28 protein-coding genes are annotated in these 25,891 nt (G+C 68.1%); 15 read left to right on the top strand and 13 right to left on the bottom strand.

Going from position 1 to position 25,891, the window contains the following annotated elements; all coding sequences use genetic code 11:
- Positions 1 to 2 precede the first annotated feature (2 nt).
- Positions 3 to 920, bottom strand: a complete 918-nt coding sequence (locus tag AC1RRW_RS14045) for a hypothetical protein (protein WP_492901388.1) — start codon at positions 918 to 920, stop codon at positions 3 to 5.
- 286 nt (positions 921 to 1,206) lie between these two features.
- Between AC1RRW_RS14045 and dnaK the strand changes: the two genes are divergently transcribed.
- On the top strand, positions 1,207 to 3,123 hold the full coding sequence (gene dnaK, locus AC1RRW_RS14050; RefSeq protein ID WP_492901389.1) for a molecular chaperone DnaK: 1,917 nt from the start codon (positions 1,207 to 1,209) through the stop codon (positions 3,121 to 3,123).
- Between the two features lie 155 nt (positions 3,124 to 3,278).
- The gene (gene dnaJ / locus AC1RRW_RS14055; protein ID WP_492901390.1) at positions 3,279 to 4,409 is read left to right on the top strand and encodes a molecular chaperone DnaJ; all 1,131 of its coding nucleotides are present in this window, start codon (positions 3,279 to 3,281) and stop codon (positions 4,407 to 4,409) included.
- Positions 4,410 to 4,586: 177 nt separating this feature from the next.
- On the opposite strand, the gene AC1RRW_RS14060 is transcribed toward dnaJ, so the two are convergent.
- On the bottom strand, positions 4,587 to 4,778 hold the full coding sequence (locus AC1RRW_RS14060) for a CsbD family protein (protein WP_492901391.1): 192 nt from the start codon (positions 4,776 to 4,778) through the stop codon (positions 4,587 to 4,589).
- 216 nt (positions 4,779 to 4,994) lie between these two features.
- Between AC1RRW_RS14060 and AC1RRW_RS14065 the strand changes: the two genes are divergently transcribed.
- Genes AC1RRW_RS14065 through AC1RRW_RS14080 form a run of 4 tightly spaced genes read left to right on the top strand, consistent with a single transcriptional unit; the run spans position 4,995 to position 8,201 of the window.
- On the top strand, positions 4,995 to 5,609 hold the full coding sequence (locus AC1RRW_RS14065; RefSeq protein WP_492901392.1) for a LysE family translocator: 615 nt from the start codon (positions 4,995 to 4,997) through the stop codon (positions 5,607 to 5,609).
- A gap of 5 nt (positions 5,610 to 5,614) precedes the next feature.
- Positions 5,615 to 5,968 (top strand): hypothetical protein, encoded by a 354-nt coding sequence (locus AC1RRW_RS14070; RefSeq protein WP_492901393.1) that lies wholly within the window; start codon positions 5,615 to 5,617, stop codon positions 5,966 to 5,968.
- 38 nt (positions 5,969 to 6,006) lie between these two features.
- Positions 6,007 to 7,842, top strand: coding sequence for a DNA helicase RecQ (gene recQ, locus AC1RRW_RS14075; protein WP_492901394.1), 1,836 nt, complete (start codon positions 6,007 to 6,009; stop codon positions 7,840 to 7,842).
- Between the two features lie 59 nt (positions 7,843 to 7,901).
- Positions 7,902 to 8,201: an Rdx family protein gene (locus tag AC1RRW_RS14080; RefSeq protein ID WP_492901395.1), complete on the top strand. Its 300-nt coding sequence runs from the start codon at positions 7,902 to 7,904 to the stop codon at positions 8,199 to 8,201.
- A 46-nt stretch (positions 8,202 to 8,247) separates the two neighbouring features.
- Here AC1RRW_RS14080 and AC1RRW_RS14085 read toward each other — a convergent pair whose 3' ends face one another.
- Both AC1RRW_RS14085 and AC1RRW_RS14090 read right to left on the bottom strand, forming a co-directional pair.
- Positions 8,248 to 8,667: a type II toxin-antitoxin system HicB family antitoxin gene (locus AC1RRW_RS14085; protein ID WP_492901396.1), complete on the bottom strand. Its 420-nt coding sequence runs from the start codon at positions 8,665 to 8,667 to the stop codon at positions 8,248 to 8,250.
- Positions 8,667 to 9,029: a type II toxin-antitoxin system HicA family toxin gene (locus tag AC1RRW_RS14090; protein WP_492901397.1), complete on the bottom strand. Its 363-nt coding sequence runs from the start codon at positions 9,027 to 9,029 to the stop codon at positions 8,667 to 8,669. The genes AC1RRW_RS14085 and AC1RRW_RS14090 overlap by 1 nt, the downstream gene beginning before the upstream one ends.
- On the opposite strand from AC1RRW_RS14090, the gene gyrB reads away from it, so the two are divergent.
- A complete protein-coding gene (gene gyrB, locus AC1RRW_RS14095) occupies positions 9,028 to 11,466 on the top strand; it encodes a DNA topoisomerase (ATP-hydrolyzing) subunit B (RefSeq protein ID WP_492901398.1) in 2,439 nt (812 codons plus the stop codon). The genes AC1RRW_RS14090 and gyrB overlap by 2 nt on opposite strands.
- Positions 11,467 to 11,499: 33 nt before the next feature.
- Here gyrB and AC1RRW_RS14100 read toward each other — a convergent pair whose 3' ends face one another.
- From AC1RRW_RS14100 to AC1RRW_RS14115, 4 genes are all read right to left on the bottom strand, one after another.
- A complete protein-coding gene (locus AC1RRW_RS14100) occupies positions 11,500 to 12,432 on the bottom strand; it encodes a glutaminase (RefSeq protein WP_492901399.1) in 933 nt (310 codons plus the stop codon).
- 96 nt (positions 12,433 to 12,528) lie between these two features.
- Positions 12,529 to 13,083, bottom strand: a complete 555-nt coding sequence (locus tag AC1RRW_RS14105) for an NADPH-dependent FMN reductase (protein WP_492901400.1) — start codon at positions 13,081 to 13,083, stop codon at positions 12,529 to 12,531.
- A 16-nt stretch (positions 13,084 to 13,099) separates the two neighbouring features.
- Positions 13,100 to 13,906, bottom strand: coding sequence for a class I SAM-dependent methyltransferase (locus AC1RRW_RS14110; RefSeq protein WP_492901401.1), 807 nt, complete (start codon positions 13,904 to 13,906; stop codon positions 13,100 to 13,102).
- Between the two features lie 122 nt (positions 13,907 to 14,028).
- Positions 14,029 to 14,784 carry a Crp/Fnr family transcriptional regulator gene (locus AC1RRW_RS14115; protein ID WP_492901402.1) on the bottom strand — a complete coding sequence of 252 codons (756 nt, stop codon included), beginning with the start codon at positions 14,782 to 14,784 and terminating at the stop codon, positions 14,029 to 14,031.
- 204 nt (positions 14,785 to 14,988) lie between these two features.
- Between AC1RRW_RS14115 and AC1RRW_RS14120 the strand changes: the two genes are divergently transcribed.
- From AC1RRW_RS14120 to AC1RRW_RS14130, 3 genes are all read left to right on the top strand, one after another.
- Positions 14,989 to 16,797 carry an ABC transporter ATP-binding protein/permease gene (locus tag AC1RRW_RS14120; protein ID WP_492901403.1) on the top strand — a complete coding sequence of 603 codons (1,809 nt, stop codon included), beginning with the start codon at positions 14,989 to 14,991 and terminating at the stop codon, positions 16,795 to 16,797.
- A gap of 145 nt (positions 16,798 to 16,942) precedes the next feature.
- Complete coding sequence (locus AC1RRW_RS14125) at positions 16,943 to 17,221, top strand: hypothetical protein (protein ID WP_492901404.1); 279 nt, start codon at positions 16,943 to 16,945, stop codon at positions 17,219 to 17,221.
- Positions 17,222 to 17,376: 155 nt separating this feature from the next.
- Entirely contained in the window at positions 17,377 to 18,255 is an 879-nt protein-coding gene (locus AC1RRW_RS14130) for a transglutaminase family protein (RefSeq protein ID WP_492901405.1), read from the top strand.
- A 6-nt stretch (positions 18,256 to 18,261) separates the two neighbouring features.
- On the opposite strand, the gene AC1RRW_RS14135 is transcribed toward AC1RRW_RS14130, so the two are convergent.
- From AC1RRW_RS14135 to AC1RRW_RS14145, 3 genes are read right to left on the bottom strand one after another with little or no spacing between them, the layout of a single operon-like run.
- On the bottom strand, positions 18,262 to 19,872 hold the full coding sequence (locus tag AC1RRW_RS14135; protein ID WP_492901406.1) for a sensor histidine kinase: 1,611 nt from the start codon (positions 19,870 to 19,872) through the stop codon (positions 18,262 to 18,264).
- A 35-nt stretch (positions 19,873 to 19,907) separates the two neighbouring features.
- Positions 19,908 to 20,468, bottom strand: a complete 561-nt coding sequence (locus AC1RRW_RS14140; protein ID WP_492901407.1) for a sigma-70 family RNA polymerase sigma factor — start codon at positions 20,466 to 20,468, stop codon at positions 19,908 to 19,910.
- A complete protein-coding gene (locus tag AC1RRW_RS14145; RefSeq protein ID WP_492901408.1) occupies positions 20,455 to 20,676 on the bottom strand; it encodes a NepR family anti-sigma factor in 222 nt (73 codons plus the stop codon). The genes AC1RRW_RS14140 and AC1RRW_RS14145 overlap by 14 nt, the downstream gene beginning before the upstream one ends.
- 232 nt (positions 20,677 to 20,908) lie before the next feature.
- Between AC1RRW_RS14145 and AC1RRW_RS14150 the strand changes: the two genes are divergently transcribed.
- The 3 genes from AC1RRW_RS14150 (at position 20,909) to AC1RRW_RS14160 (ending at position 23,049) form a co-directional block, all read left to right on the top strand.
- A complete protein-coding gene (locus tag AC1RRW_RS14150) occupies positions 20,909 to 21,706 on the top strand; it encodes a response regulator (protein WP_492901409.1) in 798 nt (265 codons plus the stop codon).
- A gap of 192 nt (positions 21,707 to 21,898) precedes the next feature.
- Positions 21,899 to 22,063, top strand: a complete 165-nt coding sequence (locus tag AC1RRW_RS14155) for a hypothetical protein (protein ID WP_492901410.1) — start codon at positions 21,899 to 21,901, stop codon at positions 22,061 to 22,063.
- Positions 22,064 to 22,236: 173 nt separating this feature from the next.
- A complete protein-coding gene (locus AC1RRW_RS14160) occupies positions 22,237 to 23,049 on the top strand; it encodes an extensin-like domain-containing protein (RefSeq protein ID WP_492901411.1) in 813 nt (270 codons plus the stop codon).
- A 14-nt stretch (positions 23,050 to 23,063) separates the two neighbouring features.
- Here AC1RRW_RS14160 and AC1RRW_RS14165 read toward each other — a convergent pair whose 3' ends face one another.
- Positions 23,064 to 23,354, bottom strand: a complete 291-nt coding sequence (locus AC1RRW_RS14165; RefSeq protein WP_492901412.1) for a hypothetical protein — start codon at positions 23,352 to 23,354, stop codon at positions 23,064 to 23,066.
- Positions 23,355 to 23,446: 92 nt separating this feature from the next.
- Here AC1RRW_RS14165 and AC1RRW_RS14170 point away from each other — a divergent pair, with 92 nt between their 5' ends.
- Both AC1RRW_RS14170 and AC1RRW_RS14175 read left to right on the top strand, forming a co-directional pair.
- Complete coding sequence (locus tag AC1RRW_RS14170) at positions 23,447 to 23,938, top strand: DUF992 domain-containing protein (RefSeq protein ID WP_492901413.1); 492 nt, start codon at positions 23,447 to 23,449, stop codon at positions 23,936 to 23,938.
- Between the two features lie 161 nt (positions 23,939 to 24,099).
- Positions 24,100 to 24,459 carry a response regulator gene (locus AC1RRW_RS14175; protein WP_492901414.1) on the top strand — a complete coding sequence of 120 codons (360 nt, stop codon included), beginning with the start codon at positions 24,100 to 24,102 and terminating at the stop codon, positions 24,457 to 24,459.
- Positions 24,460 to 24,466: 7 nt separating this feature from the next.
- Here AC1RRW_RS14175 and AC1RRW_RS14180 read toward each other — a convergent pair whose 3' ends face one another.
- Positions 24,467 to 25,840, bottom strand: coding sequence for a sensor histidine kinase (locus AC1RRW_RS14180; RefSeq protein ID WP_492901415.1), 1,374 nt, complete (start codon positions 25,838 to 25,840; stop codon positions 24,467 to 24,469).
- Between the last annotated feature and the right edge of the window lie 51 nt (positions 25,841 to 25,891).

The raw sequence follows: 25,891 nt of genomic DNA on the forward strand, positions 1-25,891 counted from the left end.
AACTACTGCGTCGGCGCAAGCGGCAGCGGGGCCGGCCGCGGAGCGGCGGGCCGCGGCTTCGGCTTGACGGCGGGCTTGGGTGCGTCGGTGATGCCGAGCCTGGCGCGGATCGAGGCGGCGCGGGCCTCGGTGATGCGCGCGCCGCAGAAGCCGATCTGGCCCTCGCGCTGGAAGTCGCGGCAGATCAGCTCGCGCTCGGCCGAAAAGCCGGCCTGCTCGCGCGCGATGGCGCGCTGGTCGATCGGATCGGCCTTGGCGGTCAGGGCGCGGTAGCCCTCGCGCACGGCGCGCTCGGCCACGCCGCGCGCCGTCTCGATCTCCTTGGCGCGGGCCGGCAGCGTGCGCGAATCCGGTCCCCATAATCCGCGCGGATCGATGCGGCATTGCGCGGCCGTCACGAGGCAAGGCTGCGTCGGCTCGACCACGAGGAAGGCCCCGTCCAGCACGTCGAAGACGATCGGGCAGGCGGCGGCCTCGAGCTTGTAGCGCGGCACGCCGGCCGGCCGGCCCTGCGCGCTCACGGGCACCGGCGCATCGCCGAAGGAGACGGCGCAGGGCTCGGTCAGGTTCTCGGACTGGAAACCCTGCACGCTGAGCTTGAGGCCGTGGCCGGTCGCGGTCTTCTCGAAGGTCGCCTCGCCGAGCCCGCCATTGCGCCGCAGCGGCCGGCCGAGGATCGCCTCCTCGCCCGCGACCTTGATCGCCGGCATGTTGGGCGGACGCGGCGTCGCCGGAGCCGCGCCCGGCGGCGCGCTCTGCTGGGCGCCGGCCGGGTTGAAGGGCTGCGCGCCAGGCAGTTGCAGCGGCTGGGCCGCGGCATGCTCCGGCCGGCCGGCGAAAGCCAGCATGGCGAGGCAGACGAAAAGGCACGGCGGGCGGTGCAAATCGCGATCCCGGGACGGCACGAACAGGCTCTGCATGAAATGTCATGCCCGTGTGCGCAAGGGCGCTGGCGCAACACCGGGCAGGAATGCGCGAGCGACGGCCTCCGCGCCGGCCTCCCGGCGGATTCTTAATCGGCTTGAATGTCTTGCAAGGGGGGCGACCCGCTCCCTATATACGCCGCCAAGAGGCGGTTCGACACACCGCCCGACGTGGAATGCCGGTTCCGCTCGCCGCGATCGTGGGTGCGGGCCGGTCCATGGGCTGGAAGGCGGCGTATCGGCCGCAGGCCGGCGATCTGCTCAATCGAAAGGGATCCCCTCCATGGGTAAAGTCATCGGTATCGACCTCGGCACGACCAATTCCTGCGTTGCGGTGATGGAAGGCTCGACGCCCAAGGTCATCGAGAATTCGGAAGGCGCCCGCACCACGCCGTCGATCGTCGCGATCACCGACGACGGCGAGCGCCTTGTCGGCCAGCCGGCCAAGCGCCAGGCCGTCACCAACCCCGAGCGCACCTTCTTCGCGATCAAGCGCCTGATCGGTCGGACCTTCGAGGATCCGATGACGCAGAAGGACATGAAGCTCGTCCCCTACAAGATCAAGAAGGCCTCCTCGGGCGACGCCTGGGTCGAGGCCGACGGCGCCGACTACTCGCCCTCGCAGATCTCGGCCTTCACCCTGACCAAGATGAAGGAGACGGCGGAGGCCTATCTCGGCCAGAGCGTGACGCAGGCCGTGATCACGGTGCCGGCGTATTTCAACGACGCCCAGCGCCAGGCCACCAAGGACGCCGGCCGCATCGCCGGCCTCGAGGTGCTGCGGATCATCAACGAGCCGACCGCCGCCGCGCTCGCCTATGGCCTCGACAAGAAGCAGGCCGGCACGATCGCGGTCTACGACCTCGGCGGCGGCACCTTCGACGTGTCCGTGCTGGAGATCGGCGACGGCGTCTTCGAGGTGAAGTCGACCAATGGCGACACCTTCCTCGGCGGCGAGGACTTCGACATGCGCCTCGTCGAGTATCTCGCCGAGGAGTTCAAGCGCGAGCAGGGCATCGACCTCAAGAAGGACAAGCTCGCGCTCCAGCGCCTGAAGGAAGCGGCGGAAAAGGCCAAGATCGAACTCTCGACCACGGCCCAGACCGAGATCAACCTGCCCTACATCACCGCCGACGCCTCCGGGCCGAAGCACCTCGCCATCAAGCTCTCGCGCGCCAAGTTCGAGAGCCTGGTCGACGATCTCGTCCAGCGCACCATCGAACCCTGCAAGAAGGCGCTCAAGGACGCCGGGCTCTCGGCCGGGCAGATCGACGAGGTCGTCCTCGTCGGCGGCATGACGCGCATGCCCAAGGTCCAGGAGGTGGTGAAGCAGTTCTTCGGCAAGGAGCCGCACAAGGGCGTCAATCCGGACGAGGTCGTCGCCATCGGCGCCGCGATCCAGGCCGGCGTGCTGCAGGGCGACGTCAAGGACGTGCTGCTGCTCGACGTGACCCCGCTCTCGCTCGGCATCGAGACGCTGGGCGGCGTGTTCACGCGCCTGATCGACCGCAACACCACGATCCCGACCAAGAAGAGCCAGGTCTTCTCCACCGCCGAGGACAACCAGAACGCGGTGACGATCCGGGTCTTCCAGGGCGAGCGCGAGATGGCGGCCGACAACAAGGCGCTCGGCCAGTTCGACCTGATGGGCATTCCGCCCTCGCCGCGCGGGATGCCGCAGATCGAGGTGACCTTCGACATCGACGCCAACGGCATCGTCTCGGTGACGGCGAAGGACAAGGCCACCAACAAGGAGCAGCAGATCCGCATCCAGGCGTCGGGCGGGCTGTCCGAGGCCGACATCCAGAAGATGGTCAAGGACGCCGAGGCCAACGCGACGGAAGACAAGAAGCGTCGCGAGGTCGTCGAGGCGAAGAACCAGGGCGAGAGCCTGGTGCATTCGACCGAGAAGTCGCTGAAGGACTATGGCGACAAGGTCTCCGCCGCCGACAAGACGGCGATCGAGACCGCGATCGACGCGCTCAAGGCGGCTCTGGCCGAGGACAACGCCGAGACCATCACGGCGCGCTCGACCGACCTGATGCAGGCCTCGATGAAGCTCGGCGAGGCGATGTATGCCGCCAGCCAGGCGGAAGCGCCGACGGCCGGGGGCGGCGAGCAGCCGGCCGAGGCCAAGAAGGACGACGTCATCGACGCCGACTTCAAGGACGTCAGCGACGACAAGAAGAAGAGCGCCTGAGGGCGCGTAGCCACAACCGACGACGTCATGGCCGGGCTTGACCCGGCCATTGCGTTCGCGGATGGCGTCGTGAGGAATTGATCGCTGTCATGCCGAAGATGGCCGGGTCCAAGCCCGGCCGTGACGCGCAAGGGAGCGAAGGGGCTGCTGTTTCGATGTCCAAGCGCGACTACTACGAAATCCTCGGCGTCGCCAAGACGGCCAGCGATGCGGAGCTGAAGAGCGCCTTCCGCAAGCTCGCCATGACCTGCCACCCCGACCGCCACCCCGGCGACAAGGGCGCCGAGGCCAAGTTCAAGGAGTTGAACGAGGCCTATCAGGTGCTCTCCGACGGCCAGAAGCGCGGCGCCTATGACCGCTACGGCCACCAGGCCTTCGATCAGGGCGGCGGCCAGCAGGGCCCGGAATTCTCCGACTTCATGTCGGACATCTTCGATTCCTTCTTCGGCGACGCACGCGGTCGCGGCGGGCCGCGCGCCGCCAACGGGCGCGAGCGCGGCGCCGACCTGCGCTACAATCTCGAGATCGGGCTGGAAGAGGCCTATGCCGGCAAGAGCGCCTCGATCCGCGTGCCGACCTCGGTTTCCTGCGAGGCGTGCTCGGGCTCGGGCGCGAAGCCCGGCTCGAAGTCGCGGACCTGCCCGACCTGCGGCGGCCATGGCCGGGTGCGCGCCAACCAGGGCTTCTTCTCGATCGAGCGGACCTGCCCGAGCTGCAACGGCCGCGGCGAGATCATCGACGACCCGTGTAAGAGCTGCTCCGGCGCGGGCCGCGTCACGCGCGAGCGCACGCTCTCGGTGACGATCCCCGCCGGCGTCGAGGACGGCACCCGGATCAGGCTCGCGGGCGAGGGCGAGGCCGGCCTGCGCGGCGGGCCGGCGGGCGATCTCTACATCTTCCTGTCGATCAAGCCGCACGCGATCTTCCAGCGCGACGGGGCCGACCTGTTCTGCCGCGTGCCGCTGGGCCTGACCTCGGCCGCGCTCGGCGGCGAGATCGAGGTGCCGACGCTGACCGGCGAGCAGGCTCGGGTGAAGATTCCCGAGGGCACGCAAACCGGCAAGCAGTTCCGCCTCAAGGGCAAGGGCATGAGCGTGCTGCGCTCGCGCGACTTCGGCGACCTCTACATCCAGGTCCTGATCGAGACGCCGCAGAAGCTGACGCCGCGCCAGCGCGAGCTGCTGCAGGAGTTCGAGCGCGAGAGCTCGCATTCGACCCACCCGGAATCGGCCGGTTTCTTCGGCCGGGTCAAGGACTTCCTGGGCGGCCTCGGCGGGGCGGCCTAGAGGCAACCCGCCGGGCCGATCTCCGCGTCATCCCGGACTAGCGGCGAAGCCGCGCAGCTCCGGGATGGATGCCGGGTCCGCGCTTCGCTTGCCCGGGATGACGTGGTGCTTTCCAGGCAAAACAAAAAAGCGGGCCGCCTTCCGGCGGCCCGCTCTTCGGTCAGGCTCTGATCGGGATCAGGCCTTGTCGACCACCTTCTTGACGGCGTCCTTGCCCTTGCCGAGCGCCTGCTGGGCCTCGCCCTTGCGCTCCTGGGCGATGCCCTCGGCCTCGAGGCCGGGCTTGTTCGCGGCGCGGCCGGCGGCCTGCTTGACGTTGCCGGCGGCCTCGTTGGCCAGACCCTTGACCTTGTCCATCGTGCTGCCCATCGCCGTATTCCCTTCTCTCGTCCTGAATTGAATGTCGTGCCGCCCGTGCGGCTGGTGCCCGAACAACGGAAACCTCCGGCGAAAGTTCCCGGCCGTTTCGCCGTTCCGGCGGAAATTTGCGACGCGGCGTCGACCGGGAACAGGCAGGTCATGGCGCTGCGCCTTTCGGCGCTGTATCGTCCGGCCCGTCGAAAAGCCGGTTGAAGGAACGACGCGATGGATCTGGCAGGGCTTCTGGTCTTCGCGGGCGTCTATTTCCTGGCCGTCGCCTCGCCCGGACCGGCCGTGGCGGCGCTGGCCGCGCGCTCGCTGTCGAGCGGCTTCCGGCGTTCGCTGCCCTTCGCGGCCGGCATCGTCTTCGGCGACCTGATCTGGTTTTCCTGCACGGCGCTTGGCCTCGCCGTTCTGATGCAGGGCTTCCACGGGCTCTTCGTCGCGATCAAATATGCCGGCTGCGCCTATCTGCTTTATCTCGCCTTCAAGCTCTGGACCGCGCCGGCCGAGGCGCTGCGCGAGGCCGCGCAGGCGAAGGGCGAAGGCGTCCGGCTGTTTTTCGGCGGCGTCGCGCTGACCATGGGCAACCCCAAGGTGATGGTCTTCTTCCTCTCGATCCTGCCGCTGGTGGTCGATCTCGACGCGATGACGCCGCTGCTCTTCGCCGAGATCGCGCTGCTGCTGACGGCGATCATCGGCTCGACCATGCTGGCCTACGCCTTCATGGCCGACCGGGCGCGGCGGCTGGTGGCGAGCCCGCGCGCGATGCGCCGGATCAACCGCCTGACCGGCGGGGTGATGGCGGGCGCGGCGGTGGCGATCGCGGCGCGGGGCTGACGCCGGTGCTGGCGGCGGCCGGGCTGATCGATCTCGGCTTCGCGCTGTTTCACGCCGCCTTCTGGCGGCTCTTCGGCTGGCCGGAGCGGCTGCGGCCTTCCGGCGGCCTGAATACCGCGATCACGCAGACGCTGAACGTGATGCTGAGCTTCGTTTTCGTCATCTATGGCGTGGCGCTGCTCTGGCAGGCGCAGGCCGGCGCGCCCGCCATGGCGTTGCCGCTCGCGGGCGGCCTGTTCTGGCTGCTCAGGCTGGCGCTGCAGTTCCTCTGGTTCGACCTGAAGCCGCTCGCCTCGCGCGCCATAGCGGCCGTCTTCGCGCTGGCCGCGCTGGTCCATCTGTTGGCGGCGCTGGCCTGAGGCTGGCCATGGCGCGGCATCTCGGGCAAACCGGCCCGATGCCGCTTTCTCGCGAATCAGACGCCCGCGCGATCCTCAAATCCGTCTTCGGCTACGACGATTTCCGCCCCGGCCAGTGGGAGGTGATCGGGGCCGCGCTGTCGGGCCGCGATGTCTTCGCCGTGATGCCGACGGGCTCCGGCAAGTCGATGTGCTACCAACTGCCGGCGCTGGTCGCGGGCGGGCTGACGCTGGTCGTCTCGCCGCTGATCGCGCTGATGCGCGACCAGGTCGGTCAATTGACGCGGGCCGGCGTCGCCGCCGCCTCGCTGAACTCGACGAATACGGAGAGCGAGGCGGCCGAGGCCTGGGACAGGCTCAACGCCGGCGACCTGAGGCTGCTCTTCGTCTCGCCGGAGCGGCTGGCCGGCGAGGGGCTGGTCTCGCGGCTGCGCCGGCTCGGCGTGACGCGGCTCGCCATCGACGAGGCGCATTGCGTCTCGCAATGGGGCCACGACTTCCGCCCGGAGTACCGTCTGCTCGCCAAGGCCCGCGAGGCGCTCGGCGGCGTGCCGGTGACGGCGCTGACCGCCACGGCGGACCGGCAGACGCAGGCCGACATCGCCCAGCAGCTCTTCCCGCGACCGCCGCATCTCGTGGTGCATTCCTTCGACCGGCCGAACCTCAAGCTCGCCTTCGCGCCCAAGGACCAGCCCAAGCGCCAGATCGCCGATTTCCTGACCCGGCATCGCGGCGGCTCGGGCATCGTCTACTGCTCCTCGCGCGGCCGCACCGAGCGGTTGGCCGAGGGCCTGCGCGGCAAGGGCTGGAACGCCCTGCCCTACCATGCCGGCATGGAGCAGGGCGTGCGCAACCGCAACCAGGACGTCTTCCTGCAGGAGGACGGGGTCGTGGTCTGCGCCACCATCGCCTTCGGCATGGGCATCAACAAGCCCGATGTCCGCTTCGTCGTCCATGCCGACATGCCGGGCTCGATCGAGAGCTACTACCAGGAGATCGGCCGCGCCGGGCGCGACGGGCTCGCAGCCGACACGCTGACGCTCTACGGCATCGAGGACATGGCGCTGCGCCGCCGCCAGATCGACGAGAAGGCGATCGACGACGAGCGGCGACGGATCGAGCACAAGCGGCTCAACGCGATGATCGATCTGTGCGAATCGGCGCTCTGCCGCCGCGGCGCGCTGCTCTCCTATTTCGGCGAGGAGGCCCAGAGCTGCAAACATGGCGACGCGCCGCTCCGCTGCGATCTCTGCGGCGCGGATGCGCAGCTCATCGACGCCACGCTCGACGCGCGGAAACTGCTCTCGGCGGTGGCGCGCTCGGGCCAGCGCTTCGGGGCGGCCCATCTCGCCGACATCCTGACCGGGACGGTGACCGAGGCGATCCGCCGCCAGAACCATGACGGCCTGAAGACGTTCGGCGTCGGCAAGGACAAGCCGAGAAGCGCCTGGACGGCGCTGGCTCGCAAGCTCTTCGCGGCCGGCGCGCTGGCCGAGGCCAGCGTCGAGCATGGCGGCTTCTGCCTGACGCAGAAGGGCGACGAGATCCTGCTCGGGCGCGAGCCGATCGCGCTGCGGGCGGACCCCTATGCCGACCGGCGGACGCGGCGCAGCGAACGCGAGGCCGCCCGCGCCGACGGGCTCGACGAGGGCACGGCCGGGCTGTTCGAGCATCTGCGCCGCCTGAGGCTCCAGATCGCCCGCGAGGAGGGCGTCGCGGCCTACATCATCTTCACCGACCGGACCCTGATCGCGATGGCGCGCGAGCGGCCGGTGGGGCTCGACCAGATGCGCGCGATCGAAGGCGTCGGCGAGCGCAAACTGACGCAATATGGCGAGGCGTTCCTGGAAGCGATCGCTGGCTTCGACGGCTGACCGGCTTGCGGTCGCCAAACGATCTTGTCAGCGCAGGCCGATCTTGCCACAAGCGGGCCATGACCGAGACCTCAGCCAAACCCCGCGTCGTCATCACCTATTGCAGCATGTGCCAGTGGCTGCTGCGCGCCGCCTGGCTGGCGCAGGAGCTGCTCTCGACCTTCGGGCAGGATCTCGGAGAGGTCGCGCTCGTTCCCGGCTCCGGCGGCATCTTCGTGATCACCTGCAACGGGCAGGCGATCTGGGACCGCAAGGCCGACAACGGCTTCCCCGAGGCGAAGATCCTGAAGCAGCGCGTGCGCGACGTGATCGCGCCGGAGCGCGACCTCGGCCACAGCGACACGCCCCGCCTCGACTGAGGCGAAGCGTGACAACCCGCAAACGACTGCAGGCCCCGACGGGCCGTCAGGCTGCCTCCTGGACCCCGATGTCGAACGTCTTGCCGATCGCAGACATCGCAGCCTCGATCTGATTCAGCCGCGAGGCATGGTCGAGCCGGAACAGTCGGTCGACCGATTCCCGCTTCCAGCCCAGCCGCCGCGCCAGCTCGGCCCGGTTGATCCCGGCTTCCCTTAGCGCCCGATACAACTCGACCTTCAGCGTGGTCAGCATCGGGAGGCGCACTAGCGTACCGGCCGTATCGGCGGCTGGAATCTCCTCGCCGTCGGCGATCATGCTGGCCAGCGCCGTCGCGATCGCGTCTCTGGCGTTAAACAGCGCCTCTTCCCGCGTTTCGCCATAGGTCGCGACCATCGGCACGCTTGGACAGAGCACCAGCAAGGTGTCGTTGTCGTCCGGCGTCAGTTCAACGTGATAGGCGAGCATCACTTCAATCCCAGTTGCTTCTTGATCGCATTGACGAGCCCGGCGCCCAGTTCCTTGCGCGCGCCATGCATGGGTATCTCAGATTTCAAGGCGCCGCGCCGAACGACGAGATGGCCCGATCCGCCCTTTTCGGGGTCGAAGGCGCAGCCGCGCGCCGCAAGCCACTTCGTCAATTCCTGCGCGTTCATCACCATGTCACAGTCAACACTAGTGTTGAATTCAACAGAAATGTTGAGGCGCTTTAGCTGCTCTCGCGCGCACGCACGCGTATGCGCGTGAAAAAGCCGCACTGAACGGCTATATTCGTGATACGAATCGAGACGATCGCGGACGCGCCGCCGCCCGCCGAAGGACCCCGACATGAACGAAGCTGCCCGCGACCTCGAGGACGCCGCCTATGGCGCCGATTCCATCAAGGTTCTCAAAGGCCTGGATGCGGTGCGCAAGCGGCCGGGCATGTATATCGGCGACACCGACGACGGCTCGGGCCTGCACCACATGGTCTATGAGGTGGTCGACAACGCGATCGACGAGGCGCTCGCCGGCCATGCCGACCTCGTCACCGTGACGCTGAACGCCGAGGGCTCGGTCACCGTGACCGACAACGGGCGCGGCATCCCGACCAATATCCACAGCGAGGAAGGCATCTCGGCGGCCGAGGTCATCATGACCCAGCTCCATGCCGGCGGAAAATTCGACCAGAACTCCTACAAGGTCTCGGGCGGCCTGCACGGCGTCGGCGTCTCCGTCGTCAACGCGCTCTCGGTCTCGCTGAAGCTGCGCATCTGGCGCGGCGGCAACGAGCACTACATGGAGTTCCGCCACGGCGACGCGATCTCGCCGCTCGCCGTCGTCGGGCCGGCCGGCGACAAGCGCGGCACGGAGGTGACGTTCACCCCGAGCCAGGACACCTTCACGATGATCGAGTTCGACTACAAGACGCTCGAACATCGCCTGCGCGAGCTCGCCTTCCTGAATTCCGGCGTGCGCATCGTCCTGACCGACGCCCGCCATGCCGAGGTGGTGCGCGAGGAGCTGATGTATGAGGGCGGCGTCGAGGCGTTCGTGCGCTATCTCGACCGCGCCAAGAGCCCGATCATCTCCAAGCCGCTGATGCTGACCAACGAGAAGGACGGCATCACCGTCGACGTCTCGCTGTGGTGGAACGACAGCTACCACGAGAACGTGCTCTGCTTCACCAACAACATTCCGCAGCGCGACGGCGGCACCCATCTCGCCGGTTTCCGCGCCGCGCTGACGCGCCAGATCACCGGCTATGCCGAAAGCTCCGGCATCCTGAAGAAGGAGAAGGTCACGCTCACCGGCGACGATTGCCGCGAGGGTCTGACGGCGATCGTCTCGGTGAAGGTGCCCGATCCGAAATTCTCGTCGCAGACCAAGGACAAGCTCGTCTCCTCGGAGGTCCGGCCCGTGGTCGAGAACGTCGTCAACCAGGCGCTGGCGACCTGGCTGGAGGAGCACCCGCCCGAGGCCAGGCTGATCGTCGGCAAGGTGGCGGAAGCCGCCGCCGCCCGCGAAGCGGCCCGCAAGGCGCGCGACCTGACGCGGCGCAAGGGCGCGCTCGACATCGCCTCGCTGCCGGGCAAGCTGGCGGACTGCCAGGAGCGCGACCCGGCCAAGTCGGAGCTCTTCATCGTCGAGGGCGACTCGGCCGGCGGCTCGGCCAAGCAGGGCCGCGCCCGCGAGTACCAGGCGGTGCTGCCGCTGCGCGGAAAGATCCTGAACGTCGAGCGGGCGCGCTTCGACAAGATGCTCTCGTCGGAACAGGTCGGCACGCTGATCACGGCCTTGGGCGCCGGCATCGGCCGCGAGGAGTTCAACATCGAGAAGCTGCGCTACCACAAGATCATCATCATGACCGACGCGGACGTGGACGGCTCGCATATCCGCACCCTGCTGCTGACCTTCTTCTACCGGCAGATGCCGGAGGTGATCGAGCGCGGGCACCTCTTCATCGCCCAGCCGCCGCTCTACAAGGCGGCGCGCGGCAAGAGCCATGTCTACCTCAAGGACGAGCGCGCGCTGGAGGACTATCTGATCGAGACGGCGCTCGACGGCGCGGTCTTCAAGACCGGCGCAGGCGACGGAATAACCTTCGCCGAGCGCGGCGGCGCCGATCTGCGCGTGCTGATCGAGGAGGCGCGCGGCGTCCGTTTCACGCTCGGCCAGCTGCATTCGCGCTACGACCGCCGCGTCGTCGAGCAGATGGCGATCGCCGGCGCGCTGCACCCGCTCGCGAGCGACAGCGACGCGGAGGCCGCCGCCAAGGCTGCCGCCGTGGCCGTCCGGCTCGATGCGGTCTCCGACGATCTGGAGCGCGGCTGGGAAGGCCGGATCGCCGATGGCGGCTTCCTGTTCTCGCGCATGGTGCGCGGCGTGAAGCAGGTCGCGGCTCTGGACGCGGGCCTGCTCGCCAGCGCCGAGGCGCGCAAGCTCGACGCGGCCGCCGCCTCCCTGCGGGAGGCCTACGCCAAGCCTGGCGTGCTCAGCCGCAAGGGCGACGACCATGCCGTCAACGGGCCGACCGACCTGTTCGACGCCGTCATCGCCATCGGCAAGAAGGGCGTCTCGCTGCAGCGCTACAAGGGGCTCGGCGAGATGAACCCGGACCAGCTCTGGGAGACGACGCTCGACCGCGACGCGCGCTCGCTGCTGCGCGTCCGCAACGACCAGAACGACGAGGCCGACGACCTCTTCGTCAAGCTGATGGGCGACGTGGTCGAGCCGCGCCGCGAGTTCATCCAGAGCAACGCGCTGAACGCGACGGTGGATACGTGACCACGGTCGGGCGGTCGGCCTCGTCCAGCCAAATCAGCCGGAGCCGAACACCGACCAGCCCGTCGCCTCGGCCAGCCGCTCCAGCGCCTGCGTGCCGAGCATCGAATTGCCGTTGGCGTTGAGGCCTGGCGACCAGACCGCGATCGCGGCCTTGCCCGGCGCGATCGCGAGGATGCCGCCGCCGACGCCGGACTTGCCCGGCAGGCCGACCCTGAAGGCGAAATCGCCCGAGGCGTCGTAATGGCCGCAGGTCAGCATCAGCGCGTTGATCCGCCGGGCGCGCTGGGCCGAGACGACGCGCGGGCCGCCCGGCTCCAGCAACCCGCCATGCATCAGATAGCGCCCGGCCATGGCGAGCTGGCGGCAGCTCATCGCGATGGCGCATTGGTGGAAATAGACGCCGAGCGTCAGCTCCGGCGCGTGCTGGATGTTGCCGAAGGCCTTCATGTAGTTGGCCAGCGCGACGTTCCGGAAGCCGGTCCGCTGTTCGGCGCGGGCGACGTGCTCGTCGATCGCGATCCCGTCGTCGTCGGCGAGGTAGCGCACGAAGCGCAGCAGTTCGCCGATGGCGACGCGCGGCTCGTGGCCGGCGAGGTTGACGTCGGCGACGACGAGCGCGCCGGCATTGACGAAGGGATTGCGCGGAATGCCCTGCTCGCGCTCGAGCTGGACGATCGAGTTGAACGGGGTGCCCGACGGCTCGCGGCCGACGCGGCGCCAGAGCGTGTCGCCGGTCTTGCCGAGCGCCTGCGTCAGCGCGAACACCTTCGAGACGCTCTGGATCGAGAAGGTCTCGTCGGCATCGCCGGCGGCGTGCACGGTCCCATCGGCCAGCACGACGCAAAGTCCGAAGCGACGCGGATCGATCCGGGCGAGCGGCGGGATATAGGTCGCGACCTCGCCACGCTCGGGCGCGGCGGCCATCGCCTCGGCAATGTCGCGGACGAGCCGCGCGATCTCCGTCACCGCAGGGCCCCTCCCCGGTTCGCGAGCGGCAGAAGGCCCGGCCGGAGCCGCGCGGTCAAGCTCGCGTCCGGCCTCGGCGGCTGGATGTCCGGATGGTCAGGCCGGCGCGGCGGCCAGTTTCAGAAGCCGGGCCAGCGCCGCGTCGAGCGTCTTGGCATTCGCCTCCGCGACGAAGCCGCCGGCCTCGTCGAAAGCCTTGTCGGCATGCGGCACCGAAACCATCTCGGGAATGACCAGCGCCCCGAAGCCGAGCTCCAGCACGGTGCGCAGCTGCGTCAGGCTGCGATAGGCGCCGCGCGGGCTCGGCGACGCGCCGCCGAGCGCGACGACCTTGCCGGCGAGCGCCGGCCCGCCCGGCCGCGCCAGGCTGATCCAGTCGAGCGCGTTCTTCAGCGCCGGCGCGTAGCCGGAATTGTATTCGGGGCAGGCGATGAACAGGCCGGCGTGCCCTCCGACGAGAGCGCCGAGCGCGGACGCTTCCGGCGTGGGATGGCCGCGATGCGATTCATCCACGAACGGCAGCGGATAGTCGAACAGCGAGATCAGGGTCGCGCCGGCGCCGAGCTTGCGCGCCGCGAGCGCCGCCAGCGTCGCATTGAGCGATCCGGGCCGGTCCGAGCCGGAGAGGACGAGAACCTTTGGCGCGGGCATGGATCAGGGCTCGCCTTCAGTTGGCGCGGCGGTAGACCCAGACGCGGGCGGGGGGGATGTTGCGCAGAACCCAGTCGGAGACGAAGGCCTTGAGGCCGGAGCCCTTGCGCGGCACCGGCGAGATCACCGAATAGGTGAACTGGATCAGCGGCGCGCCGTCCGCCAGCAGCCTGAAGACGTCGCGGGCGAAGGCGCTGCGCATCGCGGGCGGGCGCGAGAACAACGGCAGGCTGGAGACGACCGCGACCGCCTTGCCGTCGAGATGTCCCGCGAGCGTCGTCGAAAGCGCATAGGCGTCGCCCTCGATCACGGTGGCGCGGGGAAAGCGCTGGCGCAAAAGCGTGCAGAATTCCGGGCTGTATTCGACCAGGATCAGCCGCGCCTCGTCGATGCCTCGCTCGAGCAGCGCCTCGGTGACGGGGCCCGTGCCCGGACCGATCTCGATCACGGGGCCGGCGATTTCGGGGTCCACGAAAGAGGCCATGCGCCGGGCGAGCGCCGGGCTCGACGGCGTCACCGAGCCGGTGCGCATCGGGGCGTCGAGCCAGGAGCGGATGAAACGCGCCTCGTCGCCGAGCTTGTTCCTGGCCTCGTCGGCAGCCTTGCTGACACGGGTCCTGAGGCGGCCGGCGGTGAGGCGGACCTCGTCCTCGACCTTGTAGCGGACGGTGGCGACCTTCAGCCGGACCTCGGCCACGCTATCGACGAGATCGGCCGCCGTGACGCGCACCTCGTCCTCGATGCGCGCGGCCACGCTGGACCGGCCGATCCGCGCCGCGAGCGAGGGCGCGCGCGAGCGCCTCTGCCGGACAAGTTGAGACATCTGACCTCTGACGCCGCTGCGACGGGCAGCATAATGACGGAAACGCGACGTTACCGACCCCTCATATGGGGTCAAGACGCCTTGAGGTCCAGAGGTTCTTGCAAGGCCTTCGCGATGGTCGGTCAGATCAGAGGGCGCGGCCGGAATTCCTGTTCGAAGAGCGAGGCCATGCGCGCCGTCAGACGCGGATTGAGCAGCGTCAGCCGGCCGCCGCCGATGGAGAAAAGGCCGGCCCGGCGCAGGCGCGACCAGGTCTTGCTGGTATGGACCAGCGACAGGCCGAGCGCATCGGCCAGCTGCTGCTGCGACAGCGGGAAGGCGAAGCCGCCATCCGTCACGAGGCCGAGCGCGTCGGCACGGCGATAGAGCGAGATCACCATCGCCGCGATGCGCTCTCCGGCGCTGCGCTGGCCGACCGAGGTCAGGTTCTCGTCGATCAGGCTTTCCTCGCGCGATCCGAGCCAGGCGATCTCGTAGGACAGGCTCGGCATCCGCACGAACAGATCCCAGATGCGCTTGCGCGGAAACACGCACAGCTCGACATCGGTCAGCGCCTCGATGCCGTGCTGGGCCGCGCTGAGCAGCGAGGCCTGCAAGCCCACGAGATCGCCCGGCAGCAGGAAGTTCAGGATCTGGCGGCGGCCGTCGGGCAGCGACTTGTAGCGAAAGGCCCAGCCGGAGAAGAGCGTGTAGAGTTCGGCATCCTCCTGGCCCGGATGGATGATGTCGCTTCCGGCTGGAACCTGACGATGATCGACCTTCATCGACTGGATGAAGCGGACCTCGTCGTCGGGCTTGTCCTTGAAGGCCGGTTTCAGACGCAGCGGACAAGCCAGGCACGGCACGCCGAGACGGCTTTCTCTCACAATCCCCGTCATCGCCTGGACGCTTTCCCCCGACCCGCCGCCAGACTGCCAGCCTTCCTGCGTCCGGCTCAAGGTCAAATGACGTAGTTCTGCTACCTGTGCATTGCAGCATGATGCTGGCAAGCAGGGAACCGGCGGCGGCGGCATGCGGTTCTGCTGATGCGTCGGATGCCGCCGCCTCGATCCGTCTGTCCGCCACGCCTGGAGCCGCCGCGCATGACCGACCTGCCCAGCACCACGGAGCGTTCGCGCATGCGCCGTTTCTTCGCGGTCGCCTTGCCGTTCTGGACGGGGCCGACGCGCTGGCGCGCCTGGCTCCTGACGCTGGCCGTGCTGGCTTTCGTCGCGGCCCAGATCACGACCGCCGTCGGCGTGAACGCCTGGAACCGGATGTTCTTCGACGCGCTGGAGACGCGCGAAGCGGCCAATGTCTGGAGCGTGGTCGCGTGGCTTCCGCTGCTCGTCGTGGTCTCGTCGCTGACGCTGTCGGCGCTGGTGATCAGCCGGATGCTGCTGCAGACGCGCTGGCGCGAATATCTGACGCGGCGGCTCGCCGGCTGGTGGATCGCCGACCAGCGCTACTACCGGCTTCAGTTCATCGCCAAGGAACAGACCGCGCCCGAATACCGCATCGCCGACGATGTCCGGCTCGCGATCGAGCCGCTGGTCGAGTTCGCGATCGGGCTGATCAGCGCCGCCGTCACGGCCGCGACCTTCGCCACGATCCTCTGGGTCGTGGCCGGCTCGGCCTCGTTCACGCTGGGCGGCGTCGCGATCGTGATCCCGAGCTATATGGCGCTCGCCGCGATCCTCTACGCCGTGGTCGCGTCGCTGGCGGCCTATTTCGCCGGCCGGCCGCTGGTCCGCAAGATCTCGGCCAAGAACGAGACCGAGGCGCAGTTCCGCGCCGAGATGACACGGCTGCGCGAGAACGCCGAGAGCATCGCGCTGATCCGCGGCGACGCCGACGAGCGCAGCTCGGTCGGCGAAAACTACGGCCGCGTCGTCGCGGCATGGCTCAAGGTCATCCGGCAGCAGGGCGTGATCGCGCTGGTGCTCAACACCAACGGGGCGCTGTTCCCGATCGTGCCGCTTCTGCTGATCGCGCCGAAATATCTCTCGGGCGAGGTTTCGCTCGGCGCCGTGATGCAGGTGGTCGCGGCCTTCAGCGCCGTGCAGGCGGCGCTGATCTGGTTCGTCGACAACTTCGTCAGGCTGGCGGAGTGGTTCGCCTCGGTCAGCCGCGTCGACGAATTGCAGGAGGCGCTGGAAGCGCTCGATCTCGGCACGATCATGGAGGGCGACACCCGGATCCAGATCGGCGAAAGCGAGGACGGCGCGATCCATCTGGAGAATCTCTCGATCGCCCACAGCAACGGCCGGGCGGTGATCACCGACGCCTCGACCGTGATCGGGCTCGGCGAAAAGGTGCTGATCGTCGGCGAGAGCGGCACCGGCAAGAGCACGCTGATCCGGGCGCTCGCCGGCCTGTGGCCATGGGGCTCGGGCTCGATCACCGTGCCGCGCGGCAAGTCGATGGCCTTCGTCCCGCAGAAGCCCTACCTGCCGATCGGAACGTTCCGCACCGTGCTGCTCTATCCGGAGGCCGAACTGCCGGTGACGGACGGGACGATCGTCGCCGCGCTGAAACGCTGCGGCCTCGGCTACATGGCCAGGCGGCTCGACGAGACCGACGCCTGGGACCGCATCCTGTCCGGCGGCGAACGCCAGCGCGTCGCCTTCACCAGGCTCGTGATCCAGCGGCCCGACATCATCATCATGGACGAGGCCACCTCGGCGCTCGACGAGGACAGTCAGAATTCATTGCTTTCGCTGCTCGAGAGCGAGCTCGCCCGCTCGACCGTCATCAGCGTCGGCCACCGGCCCGGCCTCGAGGAGTATCACGACCGCAAGATCACGCTGGAGAAGCGCCTCGCCGGCGCGCACCTGACCTCGCGACGGCTCGGCAAATCACTCTGGCGCCTGTTCCGCACCAAGGAGGCCGCCAACGATCCGGTGACCTGAACCCGGCATCCGTTCGGAAGGACGCGTTCACGAAAACGGCATCTCGCCAGGCGACCTGTCCCGAAACGGAACCTGTACGCGGGAGCGACGTTAATCCGTCATGAAATCGGCCTTTGGCGGCCGGTCACGGCGACGGGAGAGACAGATGTTGACCAACAGCCTTGCCCCCATCAAGCGCGCCAGCCTCTTCTTCGGCTTCATGGGCATCGCTGTCGCGACCCTGACCTTCGGCGCCGGCATCCGGGCTCCGGCCGACCAGAGCTCGACATCGGTCGAGCAGGCCAAGATCGAGCGCAACATTCCGACCGACGTCAGGTTCGCCGCCGTCAATCCCGGCGAGCGCGCCGTGACGAACGTCAAGCGCGCCATCCCGAGCGCGCAGCAGGCGAGTCTCGCCGTCCCGGCGAACACGGTCACCCGCTGAAAATATTTCGATGCGGCGGGAACCGCTTCGATCCCGTTGCGTTCTTTGCAATAGCGCTCCCTCGCGCGACACCTCCAAAGCCGCCTTCGGGCGGCTTGTTTTTTGCGCCGCCCCGATCACGGGCGGCGGACGGCCCGCTTCTCCCGAGGACGACGATGTATCTGCGCATTCGGCATGCGACGACCTACAACTATGCCGGGCCGGTCCAGTTCGGACCGCACCGTCTGATGCTGCGGCCACGCGATTCCTTCGACCTCCGCGTTGTCGACACCGCGCTGACGATCACGCCGCAGGCACGGCTGCGCTGGATGCACGACGCCTATGGCAACTCGGTCGCGATCGCGAATTTCGACGTGCAGGCCGACACGCTCGACATCGTCAGCGAGCTTGTGATCCAGCGCTTCGGCTCGGCCCTGCCGCGCACGGAAATCGAGACGACCGGCGCGATCACCGGCGTGGTCTACAGCGACGCGGAACGGGCCGTGCTGCAGCCCTATCTCGATCTCGCCGCGGCCGACCCCGACGGCTTGCTCGACCAGTGGCTGGCGGATTTCCGCGCCAGGATCGGACAGGGCTCCGGCCATCTGCTGCGCGATCTCGCCCACGCGATCTATACCGGCCTGAGCTATGCGCTGCGTTACGACGAGGGCACCCAGCATCCGGCCGACACGATCAGGCAGGCGGCGGGATCGTGCCGCGACTATGCCTGGCTGTTCATCGAACTGGCCCGCCGGATGGGCTTCGCGGCGCGTTTCGTCACCGGCTACATCCATGACCGCTCGCCGGATGCGGCCGGGCTCGTATCCTCGGTCGGCCTCACCCACGCCTGGGCCGACGTCTTCATCCCGGGCGACGGCTGGGTGGAGTTCGACCCGACCAACGACCTCGTCGCCGACCGCCAGCTGCTGCGCGTCGCGGTGGCGCGTGTGCCGGAGGACGCGTCGCCCGTCTCCGGCAGCTTCACCGGGCTGACCGGATCGTTTCTGGGCCTCAGCGTCGGCGTCTCGATCGAGATGATCGACGCCCCCGCCTGAGGGCCTTCAGCCGGACGTTCCGATTCGCCAGGCGCCGAGCGCGCGGCCTTCCGGCTTGACGGTCTGGACCGCCTCGATCTGGGCGACCAGCCCGGCGAACAGCTTGGGCGGTTCGCTATGGGGCAGCTCGCGATCCGCCGTGATCTCGACCTCGATGCCGCTTTCGTCGTGAGCGCGCGCCGTCAGGCCGATGCTGACTTTCGCCGTGTCCCGCAGCGCGCGCGAGACGACATCGACGATCAGGAAGCCGAGCGGGATGATACGGTCGACCGAGAGCGTGGCCTGCGTGTCCAGCGTGGCCGATATCCACTGGTCGCGATTGCGCAGCAGGTTCGAGATCATGGTCACGACATCTTCGAGGAAGAGATCGACGCGGACCGGCTGCATCTCGCCATCGGCCAGGGTGAAACGGTATGCGGCCGAGAGCACATGCACGCGGCATTCGGCATCCGACAGGGCCAGCCTGGCCTCGCCGCGATAGTCGCGCTTGGTCAGTCCGATATAGCTCTGCACCACCTGAAGGCTGTTCTTGACGCGGTGATGCAGTTCGCGGACGAGGAAGCGGTTGTCGTCGAGCGCGGTCTGGAGCTTGCGCTGCCGCACCTCCTGCTCCTCGACCATGCCGTTGAACGCCTCCGCCACGCTGCGGATATCCGAGGGCATGTCGTCGGCCACCACGGCGCGCGCGCTGGTCAGGGTCGAACGCGCCCGCGCGGCCGCCTCGATGCCGCGCAGCCAGCGCACGGCATGCTGGTCGATCGCGCGCAGATAGACGACGCAAAGCAGCGCCAGGGTCACGAGCGGCGTCAGAAGCAGGATCAGAAACTGGGTGAAGGCCGCGCTCTCGGCGCGATCGTCGAAGCTCGCCAGCACGTAGAAATCCGGCTCCGCCACCATGCGCGCGGCATAGGCGCGCATGGTCCCGGACTGGCTCCCGGCGTCCCAGCGCATGGCCTGACCCGGTATCAGCGGCCGTCGCGGAAGCCAGGACATGTCACGCTCGCCCGCGCCGCGAGCCACCAGCGGTCCATCCGAGCGGCTGACCAGCGCGATCTTGAAACCGGCATCGGCTTCGCCGAGATCGAAGACCGTGTCGAGCAGTTCCTGTGCGATCAGCAGCAGGCCTTCGCGCATCGACCGCGATGCATCGGTGTTGCGGGAATAGACGGCGAAATAGCGCTGTCCGCCGATCGAGACGACGTCGTACCGGACTTCGGCCAGTTCGACGCCGGCCCAGACGCGCACCGAGGGACGCGACGACAATGCGACTGTCGCCGCCGCCATGTCAGCAGCCGATATGGCGGCATCGAGCGCGGCGCCGCAGCTGACCCCGTTCTGCGCGCTGACCCGAATGGCGCGAAAGCCGACAGTCTGGGCCAGCATCGCGGCCGCGGACGCCGTGCAATCCGCGGCTTGCTCCCGCGTCAGGACCGATCCGGCCGCCAGCAGCGCGCGCAGGTTGCCACGATACCAGACCCGCGTTCTGACGGCGTAGTCGTCGGCCGCGCGCACCTGCCCGCTCCGGATCGCGGTCATCACCGTCTGGTAGGTCGTGACGGCCGTGATCGCCGTCAGCAGCGCGATCGGCAACGTGATCAGGACAAGCAACGCCAGCAACCGGCTCCTGACGGTCCTGAACCGCGTCAGCCGCATCAGATGCCGACGATTTCCGAGCCGACCCTTTGCAGCGCGGCCGCGCTTTGCCGGTCAGGGCCGAGATCGTCGAGACCGCCGATCGAGAGAAGCTCGGCGAGCTTCGTGCGCGCCCGGTTCACCCGGCTCTTGATCGTGCCGATGGCGACGCCGCAGATTTCGGCCGTCTCCTCGTAGGACAGGCCCGTCGCGCCGACCATGATGAGCACCTCGCGCTGCTCCTCGGGCAGCTTCGCCAGCGCCTTGCGGAAATCTGCGAGGTCGAGATGGCTCTCCTGGTTGCCGCGCACGGCGAGCCGCTCGGCATAGGTGCCCTCGCTGTCCTGCACCTCGCGGCCGCGCTTGCGGTAGAGCGAATAATAGGTGTTGCGCAGGATGGTGAAGAGCCAGGCGCGCAGACTCGTGCCGGGTTCGAACTTTTCAGAATTGCCCCACGCTTTCAGAAGGGTGTCCTGCACGAGGTCGTCGGCGAGTTGCATCGAGCCCGAGAGCGACGCCGCGAAGGCGCGCAGGTTCGGGATTTCCTTGATGAGGCCGTCCTTGAACTCAGTGGCGCTCATCGGTCGCGTCCCCCGCGGCGCGGCGCTCCTGCGCTTCGAGTTGCGCGAGCAGAACCAGAAACTTGTCCGGAACCGGCGCATTGACGATGTCGTCGTAATGCGCCTTCAGCGAGCGCCCGATCGACTCCTGAACCTTCGGGTCCAGAAAAACATCGGCGTCGTCCGGCCCCCCGGTCGGATCCGCCACACCCGTCTCAATCCCGTTCATCATTACCCTCGCGCCCGTGGCGGCCTACTTTTCCAGAAGGTCGCGCCATGATCATCTTCAACACCAACCGTGAAGGATTGCTCCGCCAAAGTTGAAACATCCGCCAACCACACACATATACGACACCGAAACGGCCGGTTCCCGGAAAAGTTCCAAAGCGAACGTAAAATAAATCGCTTGTCAGCAAGCCGCCGCCAGTGCTCATTTCCGCGCACGTGACAGAGGACGGATTATGTCGATCGCCAAGGAAATTGCGCCCCATCTGCCCTATTTGCGCCGGTTCGCCCGCGCACTCAGTGGCACTCAAACAGGTGGAGACGCCTATGTCGTGGCGATGCTGGAGGCGCTGATCCTTGATCCGTCGTCGTTTCCCCGCGCCCTCAACCCGCGCGTCGGCCTCTACAACATCTTCCTGAAGCTATGGTCCTCGGTGGGCCTCAACACCACGCCCAGCGGGCAAACCGAACTCGACCGCTCCTCCGCCGAGCGCAATCTCGAGGCTCTGACGCCACGTCCGCGCCAGGCCTTTCTGCTGCGCACCGTCGAAGGATTCTCGATCGAGGAGGTCGGGCAGATCATGGACGTCAACGCGGCAGAAGCGGCCGCCCTCGTCCAGACAGCCGGCCAGGAGATCGCCGAGCAGGTCGCGACCGACGTGCTGATCATCGAGGACGAGCCGATCATCGCGCTCGACATCGAGACCATGGTCGAGGAACTCGGCCACACCGTCACCGGCGTCGCCCGCACCCATCGCGAGGCGATCGCGCTCGTCGCCAAGAAGCGCCCCGGCCTCGTGCTGGCCGACATCCAGCTCGCCGATGGCAGCTCCGGGCTCGACGCCGTCAACGAGATTCTGGGCTCGATCGACGTGCCGGTGATCTTCATCACCGCCTATCCCGAGCGCCTGCTCACCGGCGACCGGCCCGAGCCCGCCTTCCTGATCACCAAGCCTTTCCAGCCCGAGGCGGTGAAGGCCGCGATCAGCCAGGCGCTGTTCTTCGACCGCCGCGCCGGCCGCAAAGCTGCCTGACGGGAAGGCTGCCTGACGGGAAATACCCCTGAAGGCGAGCCCGCTTTCGCATCCGGAGGCCCGCGACGCAGCACGCGTCGCGGGCCTTTCGCGTTCAAGCCGGATCGGCATCGGTCCCGGGAACAAAACAGCGTCGGCGCCGTTCTGGCCAAGATGGGGAAGAGGTCGGGATCTTCGGGAGGAGCGACGTTCATGCTGATGATTTTCGTGGCGGCCGTGGTCGCGGCCGCATCGATCGCAACCGCCCTGTTCGGCGGGCTCGTTTCCACCGACGTTCCGATGACCGAAGCCTTGTCCCTGCTGCTCGCCGCGACGACGGCAACCGCCGTCGCTGGCGCTTCCGCGCTCGACGGCTGACCCGCGATGCGGGACGGTCAGGGCGCGTGAGGCGCTTTCCCCGTTGGCTGGCGGCCGTCATGCTTGCCGTGACAATGCCGGCCGATGCGCAGAGCGTGAGTGCGGAGCAGACACGCACAGCCCGCGAACTCCTGCCGCCACGACGGCCGGCCAGCCTTCCGCGCCTCTCGCCGATGGAGCCGGCCAAGGTCCAGACCAATTCCACGCCGGCGGAAACGGACGTCAAAACCGCCAATCCGGCGGAACCGGCCATGCCCACTCCGCCGACCTCGCTGTCCTGCACGGTCGGCCTGTCCGCCAGCCATGGCGACGGCATATCGCCGATCGATCCCGTCAAGCTGAACGCCGGGATCGATCCCGGCTGCCGCGTCGAGGAGCCGGTTCTGGTGCGCAGGCTCACGCTTCGTCAGGGAGAAACCGCGGAGACTCTGGCGTTCGACCCGCCGGCGACGATGGCCTGCGACCTCGCCGCGTCGATTGCCCGCTGGGCTCAGACGGGACTGCGGCCTCTGGGCAAGGGTCACTTCTCGCAACGCGTCACGCGCCTGCGCGTCGGCGGCGGCCATGAATGCAGGCGACGCAACCGCTCCAGCAGCGGCCCGCTCAGCGAGCATTCGACCGGACGTGCGCTCGACATCTTCGGCGTCGTGCTCGAGAAAGACAAGTCCGCCGATGCCGGCACAGCCGCGGCATCGTCCGACGGCAGGGCTTTCAGCGACGGCCAGAGCCCGCAAGACAGCAAGACTTCGCGGAACAGGAAGACGCAACAAGACGGCAAAGGGCTCGACAGGGCGACCTCCGAAACGGTCATCAGCGTCGAGCGCCCCAGCGGACCGGAGCAGATCGCCTTCCTTGAGGCGGTGAGGCAGTCGGCCTGCGGCGCCTTCACGACGGTTCTGGGACCGGGGGCAGACGCGGCCCACGCCAATCATCTGCATGTCGACATACAGGCCCGTCGCTCGGGCTCGAGCCGCTTCTGCCAGTGACGGGGATGGTCTTGCTAGGACAGGCTTTCCCGATGCGCGGTTCTGGAGAACGAGACCCCGGCATGCACGCCCCAACCATGACCGAAACCATGGCCGGCGCGATAGTCGCGTCGGGCGGAGATCACCAGCAACGCCTCGGTGAGATCGCAGCCGGCCGCGATCAGCGCCTCCAGCTCCCAAAACGGCGTGGCAGCGATTGCATCATCCTCGCGCATCGCGAAGATGAGACTCCGGTTCTGTCCGCGTCCGGGATATTGGCTCTGTTCAGGGGACATCGTCGGCCTTCCGTCCGGCTTTTGATCCATAACGCCACATATCCGGTCGGGTTCCGAGTCAAGGCAGGAACTGTGGAGCGATTGCGGCGTTTTCCGGCAACCACGATGACAGGAGATTGAGAATGTTGAACCGAGCAAGCCTCGCCGCCTTCTGCACCGCGGCGGCTCTCATTTCGTCCGACGTGGCCCAGGCGCAGTCCGATGCGCCGGCCGGCCGGCTGACCTGCGCCGTCAGTGGCGCGATCGGCCTCGTCGTGACGTCGCAGCGCTCCATGGACTGCCGGTTCGCGCCGCGCCGCGGCCCGACGCAGCGCTATGTCGGCACGGTGCGCAGCTTCGGGCTCGACCTCGGCACGATCCGGGGCAGCGCGATGTCGTGGCGCGTCTATGGCCCCTATGCGCGAGCGCCTCTCGGCGTCCTCGCCGGCCGCTATGTCGGGGCGAGCGCGGGCGCGTCGGTCGGCGCCGGCGGGGCCGCGACGGCTCTGGTCGGCGGCGCCGACAATCAGGTCCGGCTCCAGCCGCTGTCCCTGCAGTCCACGCGCGGCATCAACGTGGCGGTCGGCGTGACCGGATTCGAACTGACGCCGGCCCCTTCGCGCGGGCGGAGATGAGCGGACGGACACTTAGGATTTGCTAACCCTTTTCTTGCAAGTTGAATCGAATTCGATCCAATCACCTGTAGATTACGGGCGTTTGGGGGAACCTCGGGAAAGCTGTGACGTTGACCGATCACATCGAAGCCGATTCAATTTTAGAAAGGGAGGCTGGATAGATGTCAGATATCCGAATCCTGATCGTGGAGGACGATCCGTTCATCGCGATGGACATCGAATCCGCAGTCGCCGAGGAACTCGGCGACACGGCGGAGTTGATCATCGTCGAGTCGGTGAAGGACGCGCGGCTTGCGGTGGCGTCACCGCTCTCCTGCGCCCTGCTCGATATCGACGTCGTCGGCGGCAAGACGTTCGGCGTGGCGGAAAGCCTGCTCGCCAGCGGCACGCCGTTCGCTTTCGTCTCGGGCTCGGCGCCCAAGGACGTGCCGCGTCCGCTGCGTGATGTCCGCTTCCTGCGCAAGCCGTTCTCGACCCGGGAGATCGCGAGCTTCGTTTCGAACGCCGTCGAGACGGTCTGACCTTCGCTCAGTCCCGCTTCGGAAACGTCACCGTGACCTTCGTGCCCGGCCGCTCAGCGTGGCCGGGCACTAGCGCATCGGAAGACATGACGGCGCGCATGCTGCGCATCAGGCTCGCGACGACCGTCTGGCCAAGCCCCTTGGCGCCGGCATCCCTGGCCATGCCGACTCCGTCATCCTCGACCGAGAGCGCCAGCGCCGGAACGCCCTCCAGTTCGGTCGCGACGAAGCGCACGACGATGCGGCCCGCCATTCCGCCGGGGAAGGCGTGCTTGATCGCGTTGGTGACCAGCTCGTTGACGATCACGACATAGGAGACCGCGTCGCGGCCCGGCAGCCTGATATCGTCCATCGCCAGCTCGATCGTGACAGGCCGGCCCTCGGTGGCCTTGCCGATCTCCTCGATCAGGTCCTCCATGTAGGGCCGGGCGTCGATCTCGTCGGTCTCGATGTCGAGCCGCAGCCGCCGCTGGCCCGCCGCGATCGCCTGGATGCGCGATTGCGCCTGGCTCAGCGCGACGGTGACGGCGGGATCCCTGGCCTGACGGCTCTGCACGTTCAGGAGCGCCGAAATCATGGCGAGGTTGTTGCCGACGCGATGATTGACGTCCCGCAGCAGCGCCTCGATCCGCAGCCTCTCGTCCTCCAGCTCCCGCGTGCGTTCGCCGACGATGCGTTCGAGCTGGGCGTTCGAGATCGCCAATGTCGTGCTGCGCCGCTGGCGCTGGCGCAACTGCGCCCATGCGGCGAAGGCGAGGCTGGCCAGCGCCACGACGATGCCGGCGCTGGCGAGCAGGCGACGCTCTTCCTCACGCCGGTTGAGCGCCACCAGCCTGAGGTTCTCGGCGAGCTGGATCTGGAGCACCGTCTCGCGCAGCGCGTTCATCGTCACCTCGCCAAGCCCCTCGTTGATCTTGGCGAGCGCTTGCGCGCGCTTGCCGTCGCGCGCCAGAGCGACGGTCTCGTCGAGTTCTCCGAGCTTGCTGCGCGCTTCGTTTCGCGCTTCGGCGACGCGGCTGCGCTGCTCGGCATCGGCGGCGGCGAGCCGTTCGAGCGCGTCCAGCTCGGGCATGGCGGCGGCGCGGCCGGAGGTGAAGGGCGCGAGATACTCGGGATCGCCGGTCAGAAGATAGCCGCGCTGGCCAGTCTCGGCGTCGCGCATATGGCCGAGGAAACGCTCCGCCCGCTCGCGCATCTCGATCGAATGCGAAACCTGATTGGCGGCCTCGCGGGCCCGCGCGTTGATCCAGACCGCCATGAGAATGGCGATGCCGACGACCGCGATCGCGGTGATCGTCGTGCTCGCGGAGCGAAGCCTCGCTCCCAGGACCGGCAAAGTGTGCAGCGCGAGGCGGTTGCGAGACCTGATCTGAGCAGACATGGCGACCGTGTTACAGGACGACGTCCGCAACCCCAATGTAAAAAGACAGGC

The organism is Allobosea sp. GW821-FHT12C12 (genome assembly GCF_058807355.1).

Excerpts from the sequence above, each read along its gene's own strand:
- AC1RRW_RS14120 (WP_492901403.1), top strand. The coding sequence starts at position 14,989 with ATGACCGACCTGCCCAGCACCACGGAGCGTTCGCGCATGCGCCGTTTC.
- dnaJ (WP_492901390.1), top strand. The coding sequence starts at position 3,279 with ATGTCCAAGCGCGACTACTACGAAATCCTCGGCGTCGCCAAGACGGCC.
- AC1RRW_RS14060 (WP_492901391.1), bottom strand. The coding sequence starts at position 4,778 with ATGGGCAGCACGATGGACAAGGTCAAGGGTCTGGCCAACGAGGCCGCC.
- AC1RRW_RS14155 (WP_492901410.1), top strand. The coding sequence starts at position 21,899 with ATGCTGATGATTTTCGTGGCGGCCGTGGTCGCGGCCGCATCGATCGCA.
- AC1RRW_RS14145 (WP_492901408.1), bottom strand. The coding sequence starts at position 20,676 with ATGAACGGGATTGAGACGGGTGTGGCGGATCCGACCGGGGGGCCGGAC.
- AC1RRW_RS14080 (WP_492901395.1), top strand. The coding sequence starts at position 7,902 with ATGACCGAGACCTCAGCCAAACCCCGCGTCGTCATCACCTATTGCAGC.
- AC1RRW_RS14175 (WP_492901414.1), top strand. The coding sequence starts at position 24,100 with ATGTCAGATATCCGAATCCTGATCGTGGAGGACGATCCGTTCATCGCG.
- recQ (WP_492901394.1), top strand. The coding sequence starts at position 6,007 with ATGCCGCTTTCTCGCGAATCAGACGCCCGCGCGATCCTCAAATCCGTC.
- AC1RRW_RS14090 (WP_492901397.1), bottom strand. The coding sequence starts at position 9,029 with ATGTCGGGGTCCTTCGGCGGGCGGCGGCGCGTCCGCGATCGTCTCGAT.
- AC1RRW_RS14115 (WP_492901402.1), bottom strand. The coding sequence starts at position 14,784 with ATGACGGGGATTGTGAGAGAAAGCCGTCTCGGCGTGCCGTGCCTGGCT.
- AC1RRW_RS14180 (WP_492901415.1), bottom strand. The coding sequence starts at position 25,840 with ATGTCTGCTCAGATCAGGTCTCGCAACCGCCTCGCGCTGCACACTTTG.
- AC1RRW_RS14045 (WP_492901388.1), bottom strand. The coding sequence starts at position 920 with ATGCAGAGCCTGTTCGTGCCGTCCCGGGATCGCGATTTGCACCGCCCG.
- dnaK (WP_492901389.1), top strand. The coding sequence starts at position 1,207 with ATGGGTAAAGTCATCGGTATCGACCTCGGCACGACCAATTCCTGCGTT.
- AC1RRW_RS14140 (WP_492901407.1), bottom strand. The coding sequence starts at position 20,468 with ATGAGCGCCACTGAGTTCAAGGACGGCCTCATCAAGGAAATCCCGAAC.
- AC1RRW_RS14160 (WP_492901411.1), top strand. The coding sequence starts at position 22,237 with ATGGAGCCGGCCAAGGTCCAGACCAATTCCACGCCGGCGGAAACGGAC.
- AC1RRW_RS14110 (WP_492901401.1), bottom strand. The coding sequence starts at position 13,906 with ATGTCTCAACTTGTCCGGCAGAGGCGCTCGCGCGCGCCCTCGCTCGCG.
- gyrB (WP_492901398.1), top strand. The coding sequence starts at position 9,028 with ATGAACGAAGCTGCCCGCGACCTCGAGGACGCCGCCTATGGCGCCGAT.
- AC1RRW_RS14105 (WP_492901400.1), bottom strand. The coding sequence starts at position 13,083 with ATGCCCGCGCCAAAGGTTCTCGTCCTCTCCGGCTCGGACCGGCCCGGA.
- AC1RRW_RS14130 (WP_492901405.1), top strand. The coding sequence starts at position 17,377 with ATGTATCTGCGCATTCGGCATGCGACGACCTACAACTATGCCGGGCCG.
- AC1RRW_RS14085 (WP_492901396.1), bottom strand. The coding sequence starts at position 8,667 with ATGCTCGCCTATCACGTTGAACTGACGCCGGACGACAACGACACCTTG.
- AC1RRW_RS14125 (WP_492901404.1), top strand. The coding sequence starts at position 16,943 with ATGTTGACCAACAGCCTTGCCCCCATCAAGCGCGCCAGCCTCTTCTTC.
- AC1RRW_RS14170 (WP_492901413.1), top strand. The coding sequence starts at position 23,447 with ATGTTGAACCGAGCAAGCCTCGCCGCCTTCTGCACCGCGGCGGCTCTC.
- AC1RRW_RS14165 (WP_492901412.1), bottom strand. The coding sequence starts at position 23,354 with ATGGATCAAAAGCCGGACGGAAGGCCGACGATGTCCCCTGAACAGAGC.
- AC1RRW_RS14150 (WP_492901409.1), top strand. The coding sequence starts at position 20,909 with ATGTCGATCGCCAAGGAAATTGCGCCCCATCTGCCCTATTTGCGCCGG.
- AC1RRW_RS14065 (WP_492901392.1), top strand. The coding sequence starts at position 4,995 with ATGGATCTGGCAGGGCTTCTGGTCTTCGCGGGCGTCTATTTCCTGGCC.